Annotated in this window: 17 protein-coding genes and 1 pseudogene; 12 read left to right on the top strand and 6 right to left on the bottom strand. The window is 72.3% G+C overall.

Features of this window, described 5'->3' with window-relative positions:
• Positions 1–21: 21 nt before the first annotated feature.
• From G6R13_RS00090 to G6R13_RS00080, 3 genes are all read left to right on the top strand, one after another.
• On the top strand, positions 22–3012 hold the full coding sequence (locus tag G6R13_RS00090; protein WP_159833167.1) for a DEAD/DEAH box helicase: 2991 nt from the start codon (positions 22–24) through the stop codon (positions 3010–3012).
• Between the two features lie 19 nt (positions 3013–3031).
• The gene (locus tag G6R13_RS00085) at positions 3032–4126 is read left to right on the top strand and encodes a hypothetical protein (protein WP_049147358.1); all 1095 of its coding nucleotides are present in this window, start codon (positions 3032–3034) and stop codon (positions 4124–4126) included.
• A gap of 90 nt (positions 4127–4216) precedes the next feature.
• Complete coding sequence (locus G6R13_RS00080; protein ID WP_049147360.1) at positions 4217–4948, top strand: polyprenol monophosphomannose synthase; 732 nt, start codon at positions 4217–4219, stop codon at positions 4946–4948.
• Positions 4949–5024: 76 nt separating this feature from the next.
• Here the strand turns inward: G6R13_RS00080 and G6R13_RS00075 are convergent, their stop codons facing one another.
• From G6R13_RS00075 to G6R13_RS00065, 3 genes are all read right to left on the bottom strand, one after another.
• Positions 5025–5372: an RNA polymerase-binding protein RbpA gene (locus G6R13_RS00075; RefSeq protein ID WP_012750883.1), complete on the bottom strand. Its 348-nt coding sequence runs from the start codon at positions 5370–5372 to the stop codon at positions 5025–5027.
• 87 nt (positions 5373–5459) lie between these two features.
• The gene (locus tag G6R13_RS00070) at positions 5460–6650 is read right to left on the bottom strand and encodes an SPFH domain-containing protein (protein ID WP_036315078.1); all 1191 of its coding nucleotides are present in this window, start codon (positions 6648–6650) and stop codon (positions 5460–5462) included.
• A 70-nt stretch (positions 6651–6720) separates the two neighbouring features.
• Positions 6721–7197, bottom strand: coding sequence for an NfeD family protein (locus tag G6R13_RS00065; protein ID WP_061867282.1), 477 nt, complete (start codon positions 7195–7197; stop codon positions 6721–6723).
• A 149-nt stretch (positions 7198–7346) separates the two neighbouring features.
• Between G6R13_RS00065 and G6R13_RS00060 the strand changes: the two genes are divergently transcribed.
• A complete protein-coding gene (locus G6R13_RS00060) occupies positions 7347–9452 on the top strand; it encodes an NADPH-dependent 2,4-dienoyl-CoA reductase (RefSeq protein ID WP_049147364.1) in 2106 nt (701 codons plus the stop codon).
• Between the two features lie 59 nt (positions 9453–9511).
• Positions 9512–10060, top strand: coding sequence for a hypothetical protein (locus tag G6R13_RS00055; protein ID WP_049147365.1), 549 nt, complete (start codon positions 9512–9514; stop codon positions 10058–10060).
• Positions 10061–10076: 16 nt separating this feature from the next.
• Here the strand turns inward: G6R13_RS00055 and G6R13_RS00050 are convergent, their stop codons facing one another.
• Together G6R13_RS00050 and G6R13_RS00045 are read right to left on the bottom strand one after the other, a co-directional pair.
• Entirely contained in the window at positions 10077–10322 is a 246-nt protein-coding gene (locus G6R13_RS00050; RefSeq protein ID WP_002854519.1) for a superinfection immunity protein, read from the bottom strand.
• 191 nt (positions 10323–10513) lie between these two features.
• On the bottom strand, positions 10514–11164 hold the full coding sequence (locus G6R13_RS00045; RefSeq protein WP_141842875.1) for a hypothetical protein: 651 nt from the start codon (positions 11162–11164) through the stop codon (positions 10514–10516).
• A 109-nt stretch (positions 11165–11273) separates the two neighbouring features.
• On the opposite strand from G6R13_RS00045, the gene G6R13_RS00040 reads away from it, so the two are divergent.
• Both G6R13_RS00040 and G6R13_RS00035 read left to right on the top strand, forming a co-directional pair.
• Positions 11274–11690, top strand: coding sequence for a DUF3054 domain-containing protein (locus G6R13_RS00040; RefSeq protein ID WP_041103767.1), 417 nt, complete (start codon positions 11274–11276; stop codon positions 11688–11690).
• Positions 11691–11758: 68 nt separating this feature from the next.
• Positions 11759–12040, top strand: a complete 282-nt coding sequence (locus G6R13_RS00035; RefSeq protein WP_002854527.1) for an Lrp/AsnC ligand binding domain-containing protein — start codon at positions 11759–11761, stop codon at positions 12038–12040.
• Positions 12041–12094: 54 nt separating this feature from the next.
• Here the strand turns inward: G6R13_RS00035 and trpD are convergent, their stop codons facing one another.
• Positions 12095–13153, bottom strand: a complete 1059-nt coding sequence (trpD, locus tag G6R13_RS00030) for an anthranilate phosphoribosyltransferase (RefSeq protein ID WP_101962912.1) — start codon at positions 13151–13153, stop codon at positions 12095–12097.
• Between the two features lie 250 nt (positions 13154–13403).
• On the opposite strand from trpD, the gene G6R13_RS00025 reads away from it, so the two are divergent.
• From G6R13_RS00025 to G6R13_RS00005, 5 genes and pseudogenes are all read left to right on the top strand, one after another.
• Entirely contained in the window at positions 13404–13982 is a 579-nt protein-coding gene (locus G6R13_RS00025; RefSeq protein WP_020625607.1) for a cytochrome c oxidase subunit 3, read from the top strand.
• 85 nt (positions 13983–14067) lie between these two features.
• A complete protein-coding gene (locus G6R13_RS00020; protein WP_095695739.1) occupies positions 14068–14874 on the top strand; it encodes a cytochrome c in 807 nt (268 codons plus the stop codon).
• Positions 14875–14943: 69 nt separating this feature from the next.
• Positions 14944–16020 carry a Rieske 2Fe-2S domain-containing protein gene (locus tag G6R13_RS00015; RefSeq protein WP_069941590.1) on the top strand — a complete coding sequence of 359 codons (1077 nt, stop codon included), beginning with the start codon at positions 14944–14946 and terminating at the stop codon, positions 16018–16020.
• Between the two features lie 5 nt (positions 16021–16025).
• The gene (locus G6R13_RS00010; RefSeq protein WP_069941591.1) at positions 16026–17720 is read left to right on the top strand and encodes a cytochrome bc complex cytochrome b subunit; all 1695 of its coding nucleotides are present in this window, start codon (positions 16026–16028) and stop codon (positions 17718–17720) included.
• 773 nt (positions 17721–18493) lie between these two features.
• Positions 18494–19024 (top strand): annotated as a pseudogene (locus tag G6R13_RS00005) (IS21 family transposase); the annotation flags it as partial.

Here is a 19024-nt window from a genome sequence, read left to right as displayed (position 1 = left end):
ACCCGCCAGTAGGGTGGGGCCATGGCCCACCATCCCGCGTCCGCGACCCCGCACGACGAGCCCGAGCTGAGCCCGGCGGAGCGCTACGCCCGTGCCCGGGCGGCCCGGCACCACGCCGGCTCCGAGCTCGGCCGGTTCGCCGCACGCGTGGGCTTCCCCCTCGACGACTTCCAACGCCGCGCGTGCGCCGAGGTCGAGGACGGCCACGGCGTCCTCGTCGCGGCGCCCACCGGCGCCGGAAAGACAGTGGTCGGCGAGTTCGCCGTCCATCTGGCCCTGGCCCGCGGCACGAAGGCGTTCTACACCACCCCCATCAAGGCCCTCAGCAACCAGAAGCACGCGGACCTCGCCCGCGTGCACGGCGCGGAGAACGTCGGCCTGCTCACGGGGGACACCTCCATCAATCCGGACGCGCCCGTCGTCGTGATGACCACCGAGGTGCTGCGCAACATGCTGTACGCGCAGTCGGACACCCTCATCGACCTCGGCTTCGTCGTCATGGACGAGGTCCACTACCTCGCCGACCGGTTCCGGGGCCCGGTGTGGGAGGAGGTCATCATCCACCTGCCCGAGCACGTGCAGCTGATCTCCCTGTCCGCCACGGTGTCCAACGCCGAGGAGTTCGGCGCCTGGCTCGACACGGTCCGGGGCGCCACCACCGTGATCGTCTCCGAACACCGGCCGGTGCCGCTGTGGCAGCACGTCATGGCCGGGGGCCGGCTCTACGACCTGTTCGCCGAGGACATCGCCTTCGAGGACACCGCGGACCGGGACGGGGAGGCCCTGCTCAACCCCGAGCTCAAGCGCCTGGGGGAGGAGGCCGAGCGCCGGTTCCAGCGCGCCGACTGGGGGCGCCCCGGGCGGCAGCAGCACCGCGACGGGCGCGGGGGCGTCCCGAAGGGGCGGGCCAGGGGCGGTCGGCGCACGGGTCGCGACGGCGGCCGAGGCCGGACCGGCTCCTCCGCGCTGGACCGGGAGCGGCCGGTCTCCGGTCGGCCGGGCGGTCACGACGGCGGCCAGCGGCGCGGACCGCGGCTGTCCACGTCGCGCCCGGAGATGATCCGGGCCCTCGACCGCGACGGGCTGCTGCCGTGCATCACCTTCATCTTCTCCCGGACCGGCTGCGACGCCGCCGTGGAACAGTGCCTCCGGGCCGGGCTCGACCTCACCACGGCGCGGGAGAAGGCGCTCGTGGCCGAGCGGGTCGAGGAGGCGGCGCGTCTGCTGCCCGTCGAGGACCTGGAGATCCTCGGGTTCTGGGCGTGGCGGGACGGCCTGTCCCGGGGCTTCGCGGCCCACCACGCCGGCATGCTGCCCCCGTTCAAGGAGGCCGTCGAGGACCTGTTCGCCGCCGGCGCGCTCAAGGCCGTGTTCGCCACGGAGACCCTCGCCCTCGGCATCAACATGCCGGCCCGCTCCGTCGTGATCGAGAAGCTGGTCAAGTTCAACGGCGAGAACCACGTCGACATCACGCCGGGGGAGTACACCCAGCTGACGGGCCGGGCGGGCCGCCGCGGCATCGACGTCGAGGGCCACGCCGTGGTGATGTGGCGTCCCGGGCTGGACCCGGCCGCCGTCGCGGGCCTGGCCTCGCGCCGCACCTACCCGCTGCACTCCTCGTTCCGGCCCACCTACAACATGTCCGCGAACCTGCTGGCGCAGGTCGGCGCGGAGCGGGCGCGGGGCATCCTCGAGTCCTCGTTCGCCCAGTTCCAGGCGGACCGCTCCGTGGTGGGGCTGGCCCGCGAAGTCCGCTCGAAGCAGGCCAGCCTCGAGAAGTACGAGGAGGCCATGCAGTGTCACCTCGGCGACTTCGCCGAATACCTCACCCTGCGCAAGGAGCTCGCTGCCGCGGAGAAGTCCGGCTCGCAGGGACGCCGTCGAGCCCACCTGGCAGCCGTGAAGGACTCGCTCGCGAACCTCGCGGTCGGGGACGTCGTCGAGCTCGACGCCGGCCGCTCGCTCGGACGGGCCGTCGTCGTGTTCCCCGCCGGCAACCCCCAGAACCCGCGCGTCGGCGTCGTCACGGACAAGGCGCAGCTGCGCCGCATCACGGTGGACGACGTCGCCGGGCCGGTCGAGCCGGTGGCGGGCGCCGCCCTGCCCCAGGTGGTGCAGGTGAAGACGCCCGCGCAGCGCAAGGACGTCGCCGCGCTCATGCGCGAGGCCGTGCGCACGGGCCGCCCGCCCGCCGGAGGCCGCCGCACGGCGGGCTTCCGCCTCCGGGAGGACCCGGCCGCGCCCCGGGTCGAGGAGCTGCGCCGGGCGCTGCGCCGCCACCCGTGCCACGGCTGCCAGGACCGCGAGGAGCACGCCCGCTGGGGCGACCGCTGGTGGGCCATGCGGCGGGAGGTCTCCGTCCTGCGGGAGCGCATCGCGGGCCGCACCAACACCATCGCCCGCACGTTCGACCGCGTGGTCGCTCTGCTGCGCGCCTACGGCTACGTCCAGGAGGACGCGTCCTCGCCCCGTGCGGCGCTCACGGAGCGCGGCGAGGCCCTGCGCCGGATCTACGGCGAGCGGGACCTGTTCACCTCGCTGGTGCTGCAGGATCCGGCCACGGACGGCCTGACGCCGGAGGAGTGGGCCGCCGTCGCCGCGCTGCTCGTGTACCAGGGCAAGGGGGAGACCGAGCCCGGACTGGTCCCGATGCCGACCCCCCGGCTCGGACGGGTCGCGGAGGCCGCCGAGCGCATCGAGGAGCGCCTGCGCACGGACGAGGCCCAGGCACGGCTCGAGCCCACGCCCCGGACGGACCCCGGCCTGGTGGCGCCCATGCATCGCTGGGTGCGGGGGGCCACCCTGCGCCGCACCCTCGAGGGCGCGGACCTCGCCGCGGGCGACTTCGTCCGCTGGGCGCGGCAGGTCATCGACGTGCTGGACCAGCTGGCCAACGTCCCCGGGGACGCCCGTCGCAGCCGGGCCTGCCGCCGGGCCGCGGACCTCGTCTCCCGCGGCGTCGTGGCCACCTCGCTGCCGGCGGCCTCGGCGCCCCGCACGGACGAGGACTGACACGGGCTAGGGTGGGCGGGTGAGCGCACACCTGTTGACCCGCGGCATCATCCACTCGACGACGGACCCGTACGCACAGGCGCTGCTGGTCCGGGACGGGATGATCGCCTGGCTCGGCGCGGACGACTCCGCGGACCGCGTGGCCGATCCGGGTGACGAACGGCGGGACCTCGACGGCGCCGTCGTCGTGCCCGTGTTCGTCGAGCCGCTGGCGCGGCCCGCGGACGCGCGTGACGCGCTGAGCCGCGGCACCGCCGTCGTGACGGTCCTGGCCGGGCCCGAGGACACGGGCGCCGCGCCCGCCGACGAGGACGTCCAGACGGTCGTCTACCGGCACGCGGACCGCGTGGACGCCGAGGCGGCCGGGGTGTGGCTGCCCGTCGGGGCCGACACCGACCCCGCCACGCTCGCCGGTCTCCTGACGGCCTCGACCCAGGCGGGGGAGCAGGCCTACCTCGTCCCCGACGGCGGTGCGGACGCCGGGCCTGCCGCCCAGGACGTGGCCCTGACCGCCCTGCGCTCGGTCGCGGAGGAACTCGGCACCGCCGCCCTGGGCCGCGTGCGCCATCGGCTCGTGGTCACCCACTCCGTCACCGCCGTGGACCGCGCCTTCCTGGCCGCCGCCGGGGTCAGCGCCACCGTCGTCCCCGACGCGGACGGCGTGCTGCACGCCCCGGTGGCGAGCCTGCTGGCCGACGCCGTCTCCGTGTGCCTGGGCGCCGGCCCGGCCGGGGACCCGTGGGCCGCCGTCCGGTCGGCGCTGTCCCACCCCGACCCGGACGAGCGCATCTCCGCCCGCTCCGCCTTCGCCGCCGCGACCCGCACCCCGCTGCGCGCGCTGCCCGACGCTCCGGCGGCAGGCCTGTCCGTCGCCCCGCGCCTGAGCGTGTCGGCCCCGGCCGTGTTCGGCGTCTGGGACGCGGACGCGGTGGCCGTGCAGTCGCCGGACGGCCGGGTGGCGGCGTGGAGCACGGACACCCGGGCCGGCACGCCGCTGCTGCCGGCCCTCGACGCCGAGACCGCCCTGCCCCGCTGGCGGGCCACCTGGGTGGACGGCCGGATCGCCGCGGAGGACGTGGCCCGCGACGCGCGCGATGGCGCGACGCCGGCCTGAGACCTCCGCTTCCTATACTCGAACGGATGCGATGGCCCGTCCGACCGGCGGGCCGCCCCAACGACCCCGGCCGGAAGGCGAGAACCGCACATGCGCGTGCTGACCATCATCCCCACGTACAACGAGATCGAGTCGCTGCCGCTGACCCTCGGCCGGCTCCGTGACTCCGTCCCGGAGTCCGACGTTCTCGTGGTGGACGACGCCTCCCCGGACGGCACCGGCGACTGGGCCGACGCCCGCGCCGCCGAGGACCCCTCCGTGCACGTGCTGCACCGCACCACCAAGGACGGCCTGGGCGGCGCCTACATCGCCGGGTTCCGCTGGGGCCTGGAGCGCGGCTACGACGTCCTGGTCGAGATGGACGCGGACGGCTCGCACCAGCCCGAGCAGCTGCCGCGCCTGCTGGAGGCCGTCCGCACCGCGGACCTGGTGATCGGCTCGCGCCGCGTGCCGGGCGGCAAGATGGTGAACTGGCCGACCTCCCGCAAGATGATCTCGTGGGCCGGGTCCCTGTACCCGCAGATCATGCTCGGCCTCGACCTGACGGACATCACGGCGGGCTACCGCGCCTACCGGGCCGACACGCTCCGTGCGATCGACCTGGACGCGATCGAGTCCAAGGGCTACGGGTTCCAGGTGGACATGACCTTCCGCACGGCCCGCCTCGGCAAGCGGATCGTCGAGGTCCCGATCACGTTCGTGGAGCGTGAGCTCGGCGAGTCCAAGATGAGCGGCGGCATCATCGGCGAGGCCGTGGTCAACGTGACCCGGTGGGGCCTGGCCGCGCGCTGGGAGGGCCTGCGCGCCCGCCTCGGCCTCTGAGGCGCACAGCCCCCGAACGACGACGGGGCCGGATCCATGGCGGATCCGGCCCCGTCATGCATGGGGGAGCGGCGGGTCAGGCGTCGACGTCCTCGCCGCGGCTGGCGCGCAGCTTGTTGAGCTGGATCTTGTAGGTCTCCTCCAGCTCCTCGAGGCTGCGGCGCTCGCGCAGCATGTCCCAGTGGGTGCGCACGGGCTTGCCCTCGGTCTCAGCCGGCTTCTCGCCGCTGACGAGGAACGCCTCCTTGCCGGTCTTCGAGGTCCAGGTGGCCGGCACGTCCGCCTCCACGGAGAAGGTCACGAACACCTGCTCGCCGTCCTCCGTGCGGTACTCCACCCGCTGCCGGGCGGCGGGCTCGACGCCGGCCTCGGACTCCAGGGACTGCGCGCCCAGGCGCATGCCCCGCAGGCTGCGATCGCTCACGTTTCCTCCTCGTCAGGCCGCGCCGAGGCCCGCGCGGGGGCGCGGGCCGATCGAGGCGCGGCGGGTCGTCCTCACTGATGGAACCATTCAGTGTCCCACAGCATTCCCGTCGGCCTCGCCGGCCGGGCGGGTGCCGGGGGTGCGGCCGGCCGACGGGTCGGGCTCAATCTCCTGCGGCGTGGCCAGGGCCTCGTCGAGCGAGGTCTGCGGCATGTCCTCCGCCGTCACCGCGCCGGCGGTCATCGCGTCCATGACGCCGCTGGCGCGCAGGGCGTCCGCGGTGGTGGGGCGGGACCCACGCGGCCGACGCGCGCGCTCCGGGGTGACGCCGACGTGCTCGGCGCCCGGCTCGCCCGCGCGGTCCCCGGAGTCCCGACGCCGGGGTGCGCGCTCCGGGGTGGGGCGGTCGCCGTCGCCGGGGGCGAACGCCTCACCGAGGCCCTGCAGGGCGCGGGTGAGCTCGGCGGGGACCACGAACATGGTGGTGGCCTGGCCGTCGGCGATCTTGGGCAGGGACTGCAGGTACTGGTAGGCCAGGACCTCGGAGTCGGCGCCGCCGGAGTGGATGGCGTCGAAGACCACCTCGATCGCCTCGGCCTCGGCGTTGGCGCGCAGCACGCGTGCCTGAGCCTCGCCCTCGGCGGAGAGGATCTGGGACTGGCGCTCGCCCTCGGCCGTGAGGATGGCGGCCTGCTTCGTGCCCTCGGCGGTGAGGATGGCGGCGCGGCGGTCGCGCTCGGCGCGCATCTGCTTCTCCATCGAGTCCTGGATGGACATGGGCGGGTCGATGGCCTTGAGCTCCACCCGCGAGACCCGCAGGCCCCAGCGCGTGGTGGCGTCGTCCAGCACGCCGCGCAGCTGGGAGTTGATGGAGTCGCGAGAGGTCAGCGCCTCCTCGAGGTTCATGCCGCCCACGACGTTGCGCAGGGTGGTGGTGGTGAGCTGCTCCACCGCGTGGATGTAGTTGGCGATCTCATAGGTCGCGGCCTTGGCGTCCGTGACCTGGAAGTAGACGACCGTGTCGATGGAGACGACGAGGTTGTCCTCGGTGATCACCGGCTGGGGCGGGAAGGAGACGACCTGCTCGCGCATGTCCACCATCGGGAGCATGCGGTCCACGAACGGGATGATCAGGGTCAGCCCGGCGCCGGCCGTGCGGTTGTACTTGCCGAGGCGTTCGATGTTGGCCGTCCGCGCCTGCGGGATGATCTTGACCGAGGAGGCCACGATCACCGCCGCGAGGACGGCGAGGACGACGAGGACGATGAGGGTTTCCATCGGGGTCCCTTCTTCTGGGGTCGGTGCTGTCGGTGCGGTCGGTGCGGTCGGAACAAGGACGTGGGGCGGTTCAGGCGCCGTCCGCCTCCCAGTCGATGCGGGGGAGCGGGCGGACCACCAGGGTGGCCCCGTCGATGCGCAGGACGGTCACCTCGTCGCCGGGGGCGACGTCGGGCGCCCCGGGCTCGACGCGGGCGGACCAGGTGTCGCCGTCGACGGCGAGCGTGCCGGCGTCGCCGGTGATCGCGCCCTGGGCCGCGACGCGGCGCCCCGGGAGCGTGTCCAGGTAGGAGGCGCCGGCGCCGGTGTCCTTGCGCAGGTGGCGCAGGGCGACGGGGCGCACGGCGGCGAGCATCAGCAGGGCGACGGCGGCGAACGCCGCGAGCTGGAGCGCCAGCGGGCCGCCCACGAGCGCGACCACTCCCGCCGCGCCGGCCCCGGCGGCGATCATCAGGAAGACGAGGTCGAGGGTCAGCAGCTCGACGCCGGCCAGGCCGGCGGCCAGCACCAGCCACAGCCAGCCCGCGTTCGCCTCGATCCACTCCATGCGTGCGCTCCCCTCCGTGTCGGGTGCGCGGACGGGTCTGCCGCGCGTCGACATGTGATCCCCATCCTGCCCTACGCAGTGGCGTTGGACACAGCGTGTCCCCAGGCGGTCCTGGAAGGAGGGGGCTACCGCCCGGTAATGTGAGCTGCATGACATCTTCACCCGTCGCGGTCTCGCCCCTGCTCCAGCCGATCACTCTGGGCCCCCTCCGGCTGCCCAACCGGGTGGTCATGGCCTCGATGCACATGGGACTGGAGGATCGGCACGACGACCTGCCGCAGCTGGCGGCGTTCTACGCGGAGCGGGCACGCGGCGGCGTCGGGCTCATCGTCACCGGCGGCCTGGGTGTGGTCCCGGAGGGCACGGTGACGCTGGGCGGGGGGATGCTCGCCAGCGAGGAGGACGCGCGCGCCCATCGCGTCGTCACGGACGCCGTCCACGCCGCCGGGGGCAGGATCCTCGCCCAGCTGCTGCACGCGGGACGCTACGCCCCCAGCCCCGACCTGGTCTCGGCCTCCGCGGTGCGAGCGCCGATCTCGCGGCACACGCCCCGGGAGATGACGGCCGCGGACATCGAGCGGACCGTGAACGCGTTCGCACGCGCGGCCACGTTGGCCCTGGAGGCCGGATACGACGGCGTGGAGATCATGGCCTCGGAGGGCTACCTCCTCAACCAGTTCCTCGCCCCGGCGACGAACCGACGCGCGGACGAGTACGGGGGTGACGCCGAGCGCCGACGCCGGTTCCCGGTGGCGGTGGTCGCGGCCGTGCGCGAGGCGCTGGGGGAGCGCGGCGTGCTCTCGGTGCGCACCTCGGCAGCGGACCTGGTCCCCGACGGGCAGACGCGCGCGGAGATCGCGGACACCGCCCGGGCCTTCGAGGCCGCCGGAGCGGACGTCCTGATGACCGGCATCGGGTGGCACGAGTCGCGTGTGCCGACCATCGTGACCTCCGTGCCGCGCGCCGCGTTCCTCGCCGCCTCGGCTGACCTGACCGCCGCCGTCGACATCCCCGTGATCGCCTCCAACCGGCTGACCACCCCCGCCGAGGCGGAGGAGGCGCTGACGTCCGGGGCCGCCGCGCTCGTCGGGCTGGCCCGGCCCCTGCTGGCGGACCCCGAGTGGATGGCCGCGATCAGCGACCCGCGCGCTCGGACCCTGACCCCGTGCATCGCCTGCAACCAGGCCTGCCTCGACCACGTGTTCACCGGGGCCAAGGTCTCGTGCCTGATGAACCCCCGCGCCGGGCGGGAGACGGAGCCGGAGTACGCCGCGCCCGTCCCGGTGGCCCTGGGCCGCCGGCGCCGGATCGCCGTGGTCGGTGCCGGGCCGGCGGGCCTCACGGCCGCGGAGCGTGCGGCCCGGTTCGGGCACGAGGTCACCCTGTTCGACCGGCACGCCGAGCCCGGCGGGCAGTTCCGGCTCGCCCGGCGCATCCCCGGCAAGGAGGAGTTCGGTCCCGCGCTGGAGCACCTGGCGGCCCGCGCGGCGGCATCCGGGGTGACGCTCGTGACCGGGGAGGAGGTGTCCGCACAGACACTCCTCACGGACGATGGGCGGCCGGGCTACGACGAGGTGCTCCTCACCACCGGCGTGCGGCCGCGGCCCGTCGCTCTGCCCGGGGCGGGGGAGCCGGGCGCGCCCGCCGTCCACGCGTACGACGACGTGGTCCTGGGACATGTCGACGTCGGCCCGCGCGTCGCGGTGATCGGCGCCGGCGGCGTGGGCGTGGATGTCGCCGAGGCCCTGGCGGCCGGCACGGAACGGCCGGACGGGACACCCGAGACACAGGAGCACTGGCGGGCCCGCTGGGGCGTGGCCCTGACCTCGGAGACGCCGGGCCAGCTGGCGAAGCCAGCCGCGGCCCACCCGGGACGCGAGGTCCACCTGCTCCAGCGCAGCCCCGGACCGATCGGCGCCCGACTGCGCCCCACCACCGGCTGGGTGCACCGCGCCGAGCTGCGGCAGCACGGGGTCCAGCTGCACTCCGGTGTGACCTACGAGGGCGTCGGCCCCGACGGTCTGCGCGTGACCGCGCCGTCGCCGGAGGACCCCGAGGCCCGCGTGGCGCTGACCCTGGACGTGACGGACGTCGTCGTGTGCGCCGGGCAGGTGTCCGAGACGGATCTCGTCGAGGACCTCGTGGCCGCGGGCTACGCGCCGGAGGCGGTGCGCCTGATCGGCGGGGCGGCCGAAGCCCGCGAGCTCGACGCCTACCGGGCCATGGACCACGCCGTGCGGGCCGTGCAGGGCTGAGCCGCGCCGCCGGCCGGCGGGCCCTCCCGGGCGGACGACGTCGGGGCTACGGTCGGGGCATGGCTCTCATCTACACCGCACGCCTGGACCCGGACAAGCCCGAATGGATCCGCCGCCGCCTCGTGGCGCACGGACTGCCCGAGGACGTGACCGCCGAGAAGGTCGGCTCGTACCGGTTCGACGATCCCACCGGCGAGATCGGCGTCGAGTCGATGCTCGTGCGCGTGGGGGACCGGCTCTACCAGACTGCGTTCGCCTACCGAGGCGACGCACCCGCCGAGGGGGACGTCGTGGCCGAGGTGGAGCACTCCGTCCTGGGACACCGCTGGGTCGTGGACGCCGCCACCGACCCGGACGCGCGCCGTATCCTCGCGGCCGCCGTGCGCGGCGAGATCCCGCAGGCCCGGCTCGAGATGCATGACGAGTCCGGGACCTACCTCGAGACGCGCGCCCCGGATCTCACCCTCCGCGTGATCGGCGCCGATGCGACGGGGGAGCTCGAGGTGCCGGTCGAGCTGTCGGAGACGGGCGAGGCGGACGTCGACGGCCCGCGGTGCCTCATCGCCGAGGGAGACGGTGTGCGGGCCGTCGTCGCGCGTCTTACCTGAGGGGCGGTCCGCGCGGTCAGAGGCCGCGCGGACCCCAGGACCGCAGCCGGCGATGGCTGGTGAGCGACATGTACAGCGCGATGCACCAGCCGAGGACGGTCCACCCGGTGAGCAGGTTCACCCAGAACACCGCCCACACGTTGGAACGGCCACGGACGGCGGCGACGGCCCATGGAGCCAGGTAGCCCGCCGTGGCGATGGCCAGGACGACGGCGATCGTCGCGTGCAGGGGGCGGTCGCGCTGGTCGGTCATGATCGTCATGGGTCCAGGCTACGCGCGAGACCCGCCGCGGAGGGCGCCCTGTCCACCGTTCCGCAGTGCGCCGATAATGTACATTATGTCAACTAGCCTGTTCTTCGCCTCCCCTTCGGAGGCCGCCTACACGGCACGCGCCGCGTCGTGAACTGGCCCAGGTGGCCGCGCCGGGCGGCACCGACACCGCGTGCCGGGGTTCACTCCCCCGGGTCTGCGGACAGCCGCTCCAGCAACGGCAGGACAGCCGCCACCGCCGTCCGGCTCTCGTGCCAGAGCCCGTGTCGCAACCGGGAATGGACGGCCTGCTGGCTGATCCCGAGTTCGGCCGCCGCCTCTCGCTGACTGGCGCCGGCTTCGACCAGCCGTCCCGCCGCGTGCTGATCAGCGGACCGGCGCCGTTCCACCGCGGCGACCAGCTGCAGGGTGGCCTCCGCACAGCGCAGATCAGCCTCTCGGCCGGCATCCGAGGCGCGGTCCGCGCGACCTCCGCCCGGCAGCACGAGTCGGCCCGGTGCCCGCCGGGCCCGCCGCCGCTCGGCTGTTGTCAGGTACGACAATGATGAATCCTTGTCGAGGGCATCCTCGGGATCCAACAGCACCGCCCAGGACCCGGTCCGCACGGCCCACAGCGCCAAGCCGACCGCGGCCGCCATGCCGTCGACGACGACGGCCAGCTCGCCGTCGTGCGACGCCGCATCGGTGCCCGGGCCGGATTCGTCGAGAAGCCACGCCGCCGCGGTCACAGCCGCGTCCGGGCGAGGATCGTCGAGCAGCGCGGCTGCCAGACGCCGCGCGTCGTCAGCGGTGGCGGCGGTCGGTCGGATGGGCACCAGATGCACGGACACCATGCAGTGAGCCTACCTCTGACAACATTGGCATCTTGTCATAGGCCCCGTCCACCGAGTCACCTGTGGCTGGACGCGCCGCCTCGACCTTGCGGTGGGCCAGACTGGATGCATGACGTCCTCCCCCACCGCCCGTCGTGCCGTGCCCGCCGAGCACCGTGACCCGCGCGGCGCCCAGCCGGCACTTGCCGTCGACCTCCTCCTCACCCTCCTCTTCGTGGCTCTGGGCCAGGGGCAGCACGCGACAGAGCGCGGGCCGCTGGGGCTGCTGGTCACGGCGGCGCCGTTCCTCGCGGGTCTCCTGGTCATGACCGGGCTGACCGCCGGACACCGGACCTGGGCCCGCGTGTGGCCCCACGGCGTGATCGTGTGGCTGGGGACCGTCGCCGTCGGGATGGTCCTACGCGTGGCCTTCGGCCTCGGTGGCGCACCCGTGTCCTTCGTGCTCGTGGCGCTCGGGGTGCTGGGCGTCCTGCTCCTGGGCCGCCGGGCCGTGACCGCCTGGCTGGTGCGCCGCACCCGGAGGTGAGGGCCCGGCGCGCAGCTAGGATCGTCGGGGACACCGGACCCACAGCATCGAGGAAATGAGGACCGCCCGTGGTCACCGCCATCGTCTTGATCAAGACCGACAAATCCAGCATCCCGGAGACCGCCGAGACCCTCGCCGCCCTCGAGGGGGTCGGGTCGGTCTACTCCGTGACCGGCGCGTGGGACCTGGTGGCGATGGTCAAGGTGCGCCGCTACGAGGACCTCGCCGACGTGATCGCCGACCACCTCTCCAAGGTCGACGGGATCCAGGACACCGAGACCATGCTGGCCTTCCGGACCTACTCGTCCGAGGACCTCGGCGAGGGATGGGCGCTCGGCTTCGACTCCTGAGCGTCTTCTCGACGACGGGCCCCACCTCGCCGGTGAGGGTTCGTCGTCGCACCATCAGGACCGGGAGAAGGCGACCCAGCGGTCCAGGACGTCACGCGCGGCGCCGGAGTCGATCGACTCGGCGGCCCGCGTCATGTTGGCCGCCAGTCGCTCCATCAGCGGCGCGTCCGCGTCGCGGTCCCAGGCCGTCAGGCCCGCGGCCGCGTTGAGGAGGACGGCGTCGCGGATCGGACCCTTCTCCCCCGCCAGCAGAGCGCGGACGAGGGTCGCGTTGTAGGCGCCGTCCCGCCCGGCCAGGGCCTGAACGGGGGCCAGGTCGATGCCCAGCTCGCGGGGGTCGAGCTCGTGGGTGCTCACACCGTCCCGGACCTCCATGACGGTCGACGGCCCCGACGTCGTGATCTTGTCCCGGCCGTCCGCCCCGCGGAAGACGAAGCCGCGCACCCCTCGGTCCGCGAGCACCTGGGCGAGCAGCGGGACCATGGCCTCACTCGAGCAGCCCAGGGCCTGGGCGGTGACCTGGGCCGGATTGCTCAGGGGGCCGAGGAAGTTGAACACGGTGGGCACGCCGAGCTGCTTGCGCACCGGGGCCACATACTTCATGGACGGGTGGTAGTTCTGGGCGAAGAGGAACGTGATGCCCACGGCCTCGGCGCACTCCTCGGCCTTCCGGGCCGGCATGGACAGGTCCACGCCGAGGGCCTCGATCACGTCGGCCGCGCCGGCGGTGGACGAGGCGCCGCGGTTCCCGTGCTTGACGATCCGCGCGCCCGCACCTGCGGCCACGAGCGAGGACATCGTGGAGAGGTTCACGGTCCCCAGGCGGTCGCCGCCCGTGCCCACGACGTCGAGGGTCTCCCCCGGCACGTGCACCGGGTTCGCCGCCTGGACCATCGCCTCGGTCAGGCCGCGCAGCTCCGGCACCGTCACCCCCTTGGCGGCCAGGGCGAGGAGGAATCCGCCCACCTGCCCCTCGGTGGCGTCGCCGGCCATCATCTCCCCCATGGCCCACGCGGCGACGTCGTCGCTGAGGTCCTCACCGACGGTGAGGGCGCGGAAGACCTCCGGCCAGGAGGTCCCAAGGACTGCTGCGGTGTTCTCGGGGGTGCTCACGCACTGAGCCTAGCGGCCCGGCCGCACCCGGCACCGCGTCGTGTCATGCGCCGCGCACCGCGAACCTGAACATCCCCTGGACGCCAGCCCCCGACTGTCACTGAAACCCCCCGACGGTGCTGACGACCTGTCCTGCGACACGGTAGGTTCGATTTACCGCCCGGGCGGTGTTTGGGGCCATAATGGCTGGGTGACCACAGCTAACCCCACTCTCCATCAGCCCACCACGGGGCTCCCGAGCCGGCCGAACATGGTGCAGGTCGGGACCATGGTGTGGCTTGCCAGCGAGCTCATGTTCTTCGGTGGGCTCTTCGCCATGTACTTCACCCTGCGCTCCACGTCTCCGGAGCTCTGGGCCGAGCACACCGCGATCCTCAACGTCCCGCTCGCCGCGGTGAACACGACGATCCTGGTGCTCTCCTCCGTCACCGCCCAGTTCGGCGTCCTCGCCGCCGAGCGCCTTCAGCCCCGCCGCACCGGCGGCTTCCTGCAGTTCGGGAAGTGGGGCATGGTCGAGTGGTTCATCCTGACCTTCATCATGGGCTCGATCTTCGTGGCGGTGCAGTCCTACGAGTACGCGGTTCTCGTCTCCGAGGGTGTGACCGTCGCGGCGAACGCGTACGGCTCGGCGTTCTACATCACCACCGGCTTCCACGCCATCCACGTGACCGGCGGCCTGATCGCGTTCCTCTTCATCATCGGCCGCGCCTACATGGCCCGCCGCTTCGGCCACCACGAGGCGACGTCGGCGATCGTCGTGTCCTACTACTGGCACTTCGTGGACGTCGTCTGGATCGCCCTGTTCTTCATCGTCTACTTCCTGAAGTAAGACGACCCCCACTCCCCGCACCGACTTCAGGCCCGGGCCGGCAGCATGAGCGGCCCGCCCGGGAAGAGAACGATAGGAAACCCCCGTGAAGGCACTTTCGCAGAACCGACGCCATCCCCTGATGGGGCTGGCGCTCCTCCTGCTGGGACTCCTGGTGACCGGCGGACTGTACTCCGTCGCGAGCACCGTGAACCAGGCGCAGGCGGCCACGCAGGTCACCGCGGCCGCCTCGGCTGATGACATCTCCGAGGGCGAGAAGCTCTTCAACGCGAACTGCGCCTCGTGCCACGGCACGGGTGCCGCGGGGGGTCCCTCCGGTCCGTCCCTGATCGGTGTCGGCGCCGCCTCCGTCGACTTCCAGGTGGGCACCGGCCGCATGCCGATGCAGATGAACGGCCCGCAGGCCCAGGTCAAGCCGAACCAGTTCAACGACGAGCAGACGGCGCAGCTCGCCGCCTACGTCGCCTCCCTCGGCGCCGGCCCGGCCATCCCAGAGGACGAGTACCTGGATGTGAACCACGAGGACGTGGACATCACCCGTGGCGGCGACCTGTTCCGCATCAACTGCGCCATGTGCCACAACGCGGCTGCGGCCGGCGGTGCGCTCACCCGCGGCAAGTACGCCCCGTCTCTGCAGGGCGTGGACGAGAAGCACATCTACGAGGCCATGGAGACCGGCCCGCAGAACATGCCGGTGTTCTCCGACTCGAACATCAAGCCCGAGGACAAGCGCGACATCATCGCCTACCTCAAGACCATCGAGAACCAGGGCTCCCCCGGCGGCCTCACCCTCGGCTCGCTCGGCCCCGTCTCCGAGGGCCTGTTCATCTGGACCGCGGGCCTGGCGCTGATCATCGGCTTCATGGTCTGGCTCACCAGCCGATCCTCCTGATCCCATCGGCGCAGGCGCGCCGACCACCCGTCATCGACATTCATCACTCGAGTAAAGGAAACAGGACATATGGGCGAGAAAGGCTTTGAAGGGACCGAGCACCGCTCGGGTTCCCTCGAGCACGCCGGCGAGGACGCGCCCCGGTACGCGATCGACAACCCGGGCCTGCCTCCGCACCGTCCGCGCCTGGCCGATGAGGATCCGAAGGCCGCGAAGCGCGCCGAGCGTCAGGTCTCGGTCATGTTCCTCATCTCCATCGTGGGCACGGTGCTCTTCTTCATCGGCTACTTCGGTGTGGGGCAGATCGGCAACGGTGAGGCGTTCAGCAAGATCTACCTGCAGAACCTGCTGCTCGGCCTGGGCACCGCCCTCGCCATGTTCGGCATCGGCATCGGCGTGGTGCACTGGGCCAAGACCCTGATGCCGGACCACGAGACCGTGGAGGACCGTCACGAGATCCGCTCGGAGGACGACCGCGTGGCCGCCACCGGGATGATCTCCGAGATCCTGGACGAGTCGCAGATCAAGCGCCGCCCCCTGCTGCGCAACACCCTGATCGGCGCCGCCCTGCTGGCCCCCCTGCCGTTCATCGCCGTGTTCCGCGATCTGGACGACTCGGACAATTTCTCGGACCAGGAGGCTCACAACTTCGGCCCTGAGCGTCTGCGCCACACCATGTGGGCCGAGGGCGTGCGCCTCGTGCGCGACCCCACCGGCTCCCCCATCAAGGCCTCGGACGTCACGCTCGGCTCCGCCGTGCACGTCATCCCCGACGGCCTGAACGACCTGGGCCCTGACAAGCTCAACCAGAAGGCCAAGGCCGTCGTCCTGCTCATGCGCCTCGACCCGGCCAAGGTGAAGATCACCCCGGGTCGCGAGGACTGGAACGTGGACGGGATCTTCGCCTACTCCAAGGTCTGCACGCACGTGGGCTGCCCGATCGCCCTGTACGAGCAGCACACCCACCACCTGCTCTGCCCCTGCCACCAGTCGACCTTCGACCTGACGCAGGAGTGCAAGGTCATCTTCGGCCCGGCCAGCCACGCGCTGCCGCAGCTGCCGATCACCGTGGACGACGAGGGCTACCTCGTGGCCCAGAGCGATTTCCATGAGCCCGTCGGGCCTGTCTACTGGGAGCGTGGCTGACACCTATGAGCACCACCGTGAATGAGTTCCAGCCGGCGACCACGACCGGCCGCATCGCCAACTTCGTCGACACCCGCATGGGCATGTCGCCGATCGTGAAGTTCTTCGGCCGCAAGATCTTCCCGGACCACTGGACGTTCATGTTCGGCGAGGTCGCCCTGTACAGCTTCGTCATCCTGCTGCTGTCCGGCGCGTTCCTCACCCTCTTCTTCGACCCCTCCATGTCGGAGGTCGTCTACGACGGGGCCTACGCCCCGCTGCGCGGCATCGAGATGTCCGCGGCCTACGCCTCGACCCTGGACATCTCGTTCGACGTGCGCGGCGGCCTGTTCATGCGCCAGCTGCACCACTGGGCGGCGCTGATGTTCGTGGCGGCCATGTCCGTCCACATGCTGCGCGTGTTCTTCACCGGCGCGTTCCGTCGCCCGCGTGAGCTGAACTGGCTGGTCGGCTGCTTCCTGCTGATGGCCGGCTGGGCCGCCGGCTTCACCGGCTACTCCCTGCCCGACGAGGTGCTCTCCGGCAACGGCCTGCGCATCATCGACGGCATCCTGAAGTCGCTGCCGCTGGTGGGCACGTACCTCTCCGCCTTCTTCTTCGGCGGCGAGTTCCCCGGCCACTCGGTCATCGGCCGCCTGTACGCCCTGCACATCATGATCGTGCCGGCCGCCATCCTGCTGCTGATCGGCATCCACCTGTTCATGGTCGTCGTGCACAAGCACACCCAGTACCCGGGCCCGGGCCGCACCGAGGACAACGTGGTCGGCTACCCGGTGGGCCCCGTGTACGCGGCCAAGGCCGGCGGCTTCTTCTTCATCGTGTTCGGTGTGCTCGCGCTCATCGCCTCCACGGTGACGATCAACGCCAACTGGAACTACGGCCCGTACGATCCGTCCCCGGTGCAGGCCGGCACCCAGCCCGACTGGTACATCGGCGTGTTCGACGGCGCCCTGCGCCTCATGCCGGGCATGATCGGCGACTACTCCTTCCTCTGGAACATCCCGATGCCGTGGGGCTCCTCGGTGTCCCTGCCCATGGGCGTGCTCGTGCCGCTGATCCCGGTCGGCGTCCTGCTCGTCGGCATGTGCACCTGGCCCTGGATCGAGCGGTGGATCACCAAGGACAACACTGAGCACCACCTGCTCGACCGTCCGCGCAACGCCCCGGCCCGCACGGGCATCGGCGTGGCCGCCGTCGTCTGGTACTGCGTCATGTGGGCGGCCGCGTCCTCGGACCTCATCGCCACCCACTTCCGCCTCTCCCTGAACGACGTGCTGTACGTGCTGCGCGCGCTGTTCTTCCTCGGCCCGGTGATCGCCTTCATCGTCACCCGCCGCATCTGCCTCTCCCTGCAGCGCAAGGACCGTGAGCTCGTGCTCCACGGCCACGAGGCCGGTGTCATCGAGATGTCCCCCGAGGGCGGCTTCCACGAGCGGCACCGTCAGCTCACCGACTACGAGCTGTACCGCCTGGTGTCCTTCGAGGATCGTCGCCCGGTGCCGGCCATCCCCGGCCGCAACGGCAAGGTGGGCATGCTGGAGAAGGCCCGTGCCGGCCTGAACCGCATGTTCTACCAGGATCGCGTCGCCCCGGTCTCCCGCGAGGAGCTGGTGGAGGCCCGCACCCACGGCCAGCACGGCCACGAGGAGCACCCCGTCGAGCTCGAGCACGGCTCGCACGCCCCTCACCTGGATCGCTGATCCCGAGCGGCTGATTCCCTGACGAAGGGCCCCACGCACCATGGTGCGTGGGGCCCTTCGACGTTCCCAGGGTGACCTCGAGGACGCGCTGCCCTGAGCAGCCCCGACGCCGCGGCGCGCATCGGCCCGCATGGACGGCGAAGGGTTCAGGCCCGCCGGTCCCGGGCCACCCCCGTGGGCCTGCCCAGCGTTTCCCGCCAGCCTGGGACGTGCCCGGCCCCTGCTGACGGCCACGTGCCCGGTTCCGGACTCCCAGGTGCCGCGGGCCCGTGCCCGACGGTGTGTCCTGGCGGCGGGGGCTGTCCCGGCAGGGTGGCCATCCGCCACCCCTGGGCCCCGAGATGGACGACGGCCCGGATGCAGGCCACGGCGTCACGGTCAACATGGTGGGCACCGGTGCAGAGCCAAGCCGTACTCCGCTGCACCGATGCACCGATGCACCGATGCACCGATGGTGATGATGAGGCCCATCGCCGCAACCACCGGCCAGCCCTTTCTTCCTGACCGAGGAGCTGTCGACAGTGCGTGGCAGGTGCCCGTGCGGACGCGGCCACGGGCTCTGTAAGCGGCCATGAAAAGCTGCCCATAGGTGGCCAGGGAATGACCCGCTGACGGCCATGAGGACTGCCCAGTGATGGCCACGGGAACTGCCCGGTGCTGGCCATCTGGTTTGCCCGCGTTGCTCGTTGCCCGCCGCGTCGTGAGCCGGCGGGGGCCTCCTCCCCGGGTTGGATATCGGTGTCGAATCGAATCCAGCGAGGAAGAGGCCCTGAATGAAGGATGCCGCAGAAACCATGAAAATACTCAGTGCCTATGACCTGACCAAGTCATTGCGGGGCGCCGCCGAGCTGGCCGGTTGCTCCCATCACACCGTGGCCCGGCTGGTGCGGGCCCGCGACGCCGGCCAGACCCCTGGATCCGGAGCCAGCCGCCCGAAGGTCACCGATGTCTGGCTGCCCAAGATCGAGGAATGGGTCGAGGCCTCCACGGGCAGGATCCGCGCCGATGTCGTGCACGCCAAGCTCACCGCAATGGGCTACACCGGCTCTGAGCGCTCCACCCGGCGGGCGGTGGCCGAGGTGAAGGCCGCCTGGCGGGCCGGGAAGCGCCGGGTGCACCGGCCCTGGATCACCGAGCCGGGCGCATGGCTGCAGTACGACTTCGGCGATGGGCCGGCGATCGACGGGGCCAAGACGGTGCTGTTCGTGGCCTGGCTGGCCTGGTCCCGCTACCGGATCGTCATCGCCCTGCGTGATAGGACGGCTCCGAGTGTGTTCGCCGCCCTGGACCGGTGCTTCCGGCTG

The sequence above is a fragment of the Micrococcus sp. Alg238-R198 genome (genome assembly GCF_900537135.1).
Lineage (GTDB): Bacteria > Actinomycetota > Actinomycetes > Actinomycetales > Micrococcaceae > Micrococcus > Micrococcus luteus.
Note: the sequence above shows the minus strand (reverse complement) of the source record. Positions and strands in the feature narration are given on the sequence as shown.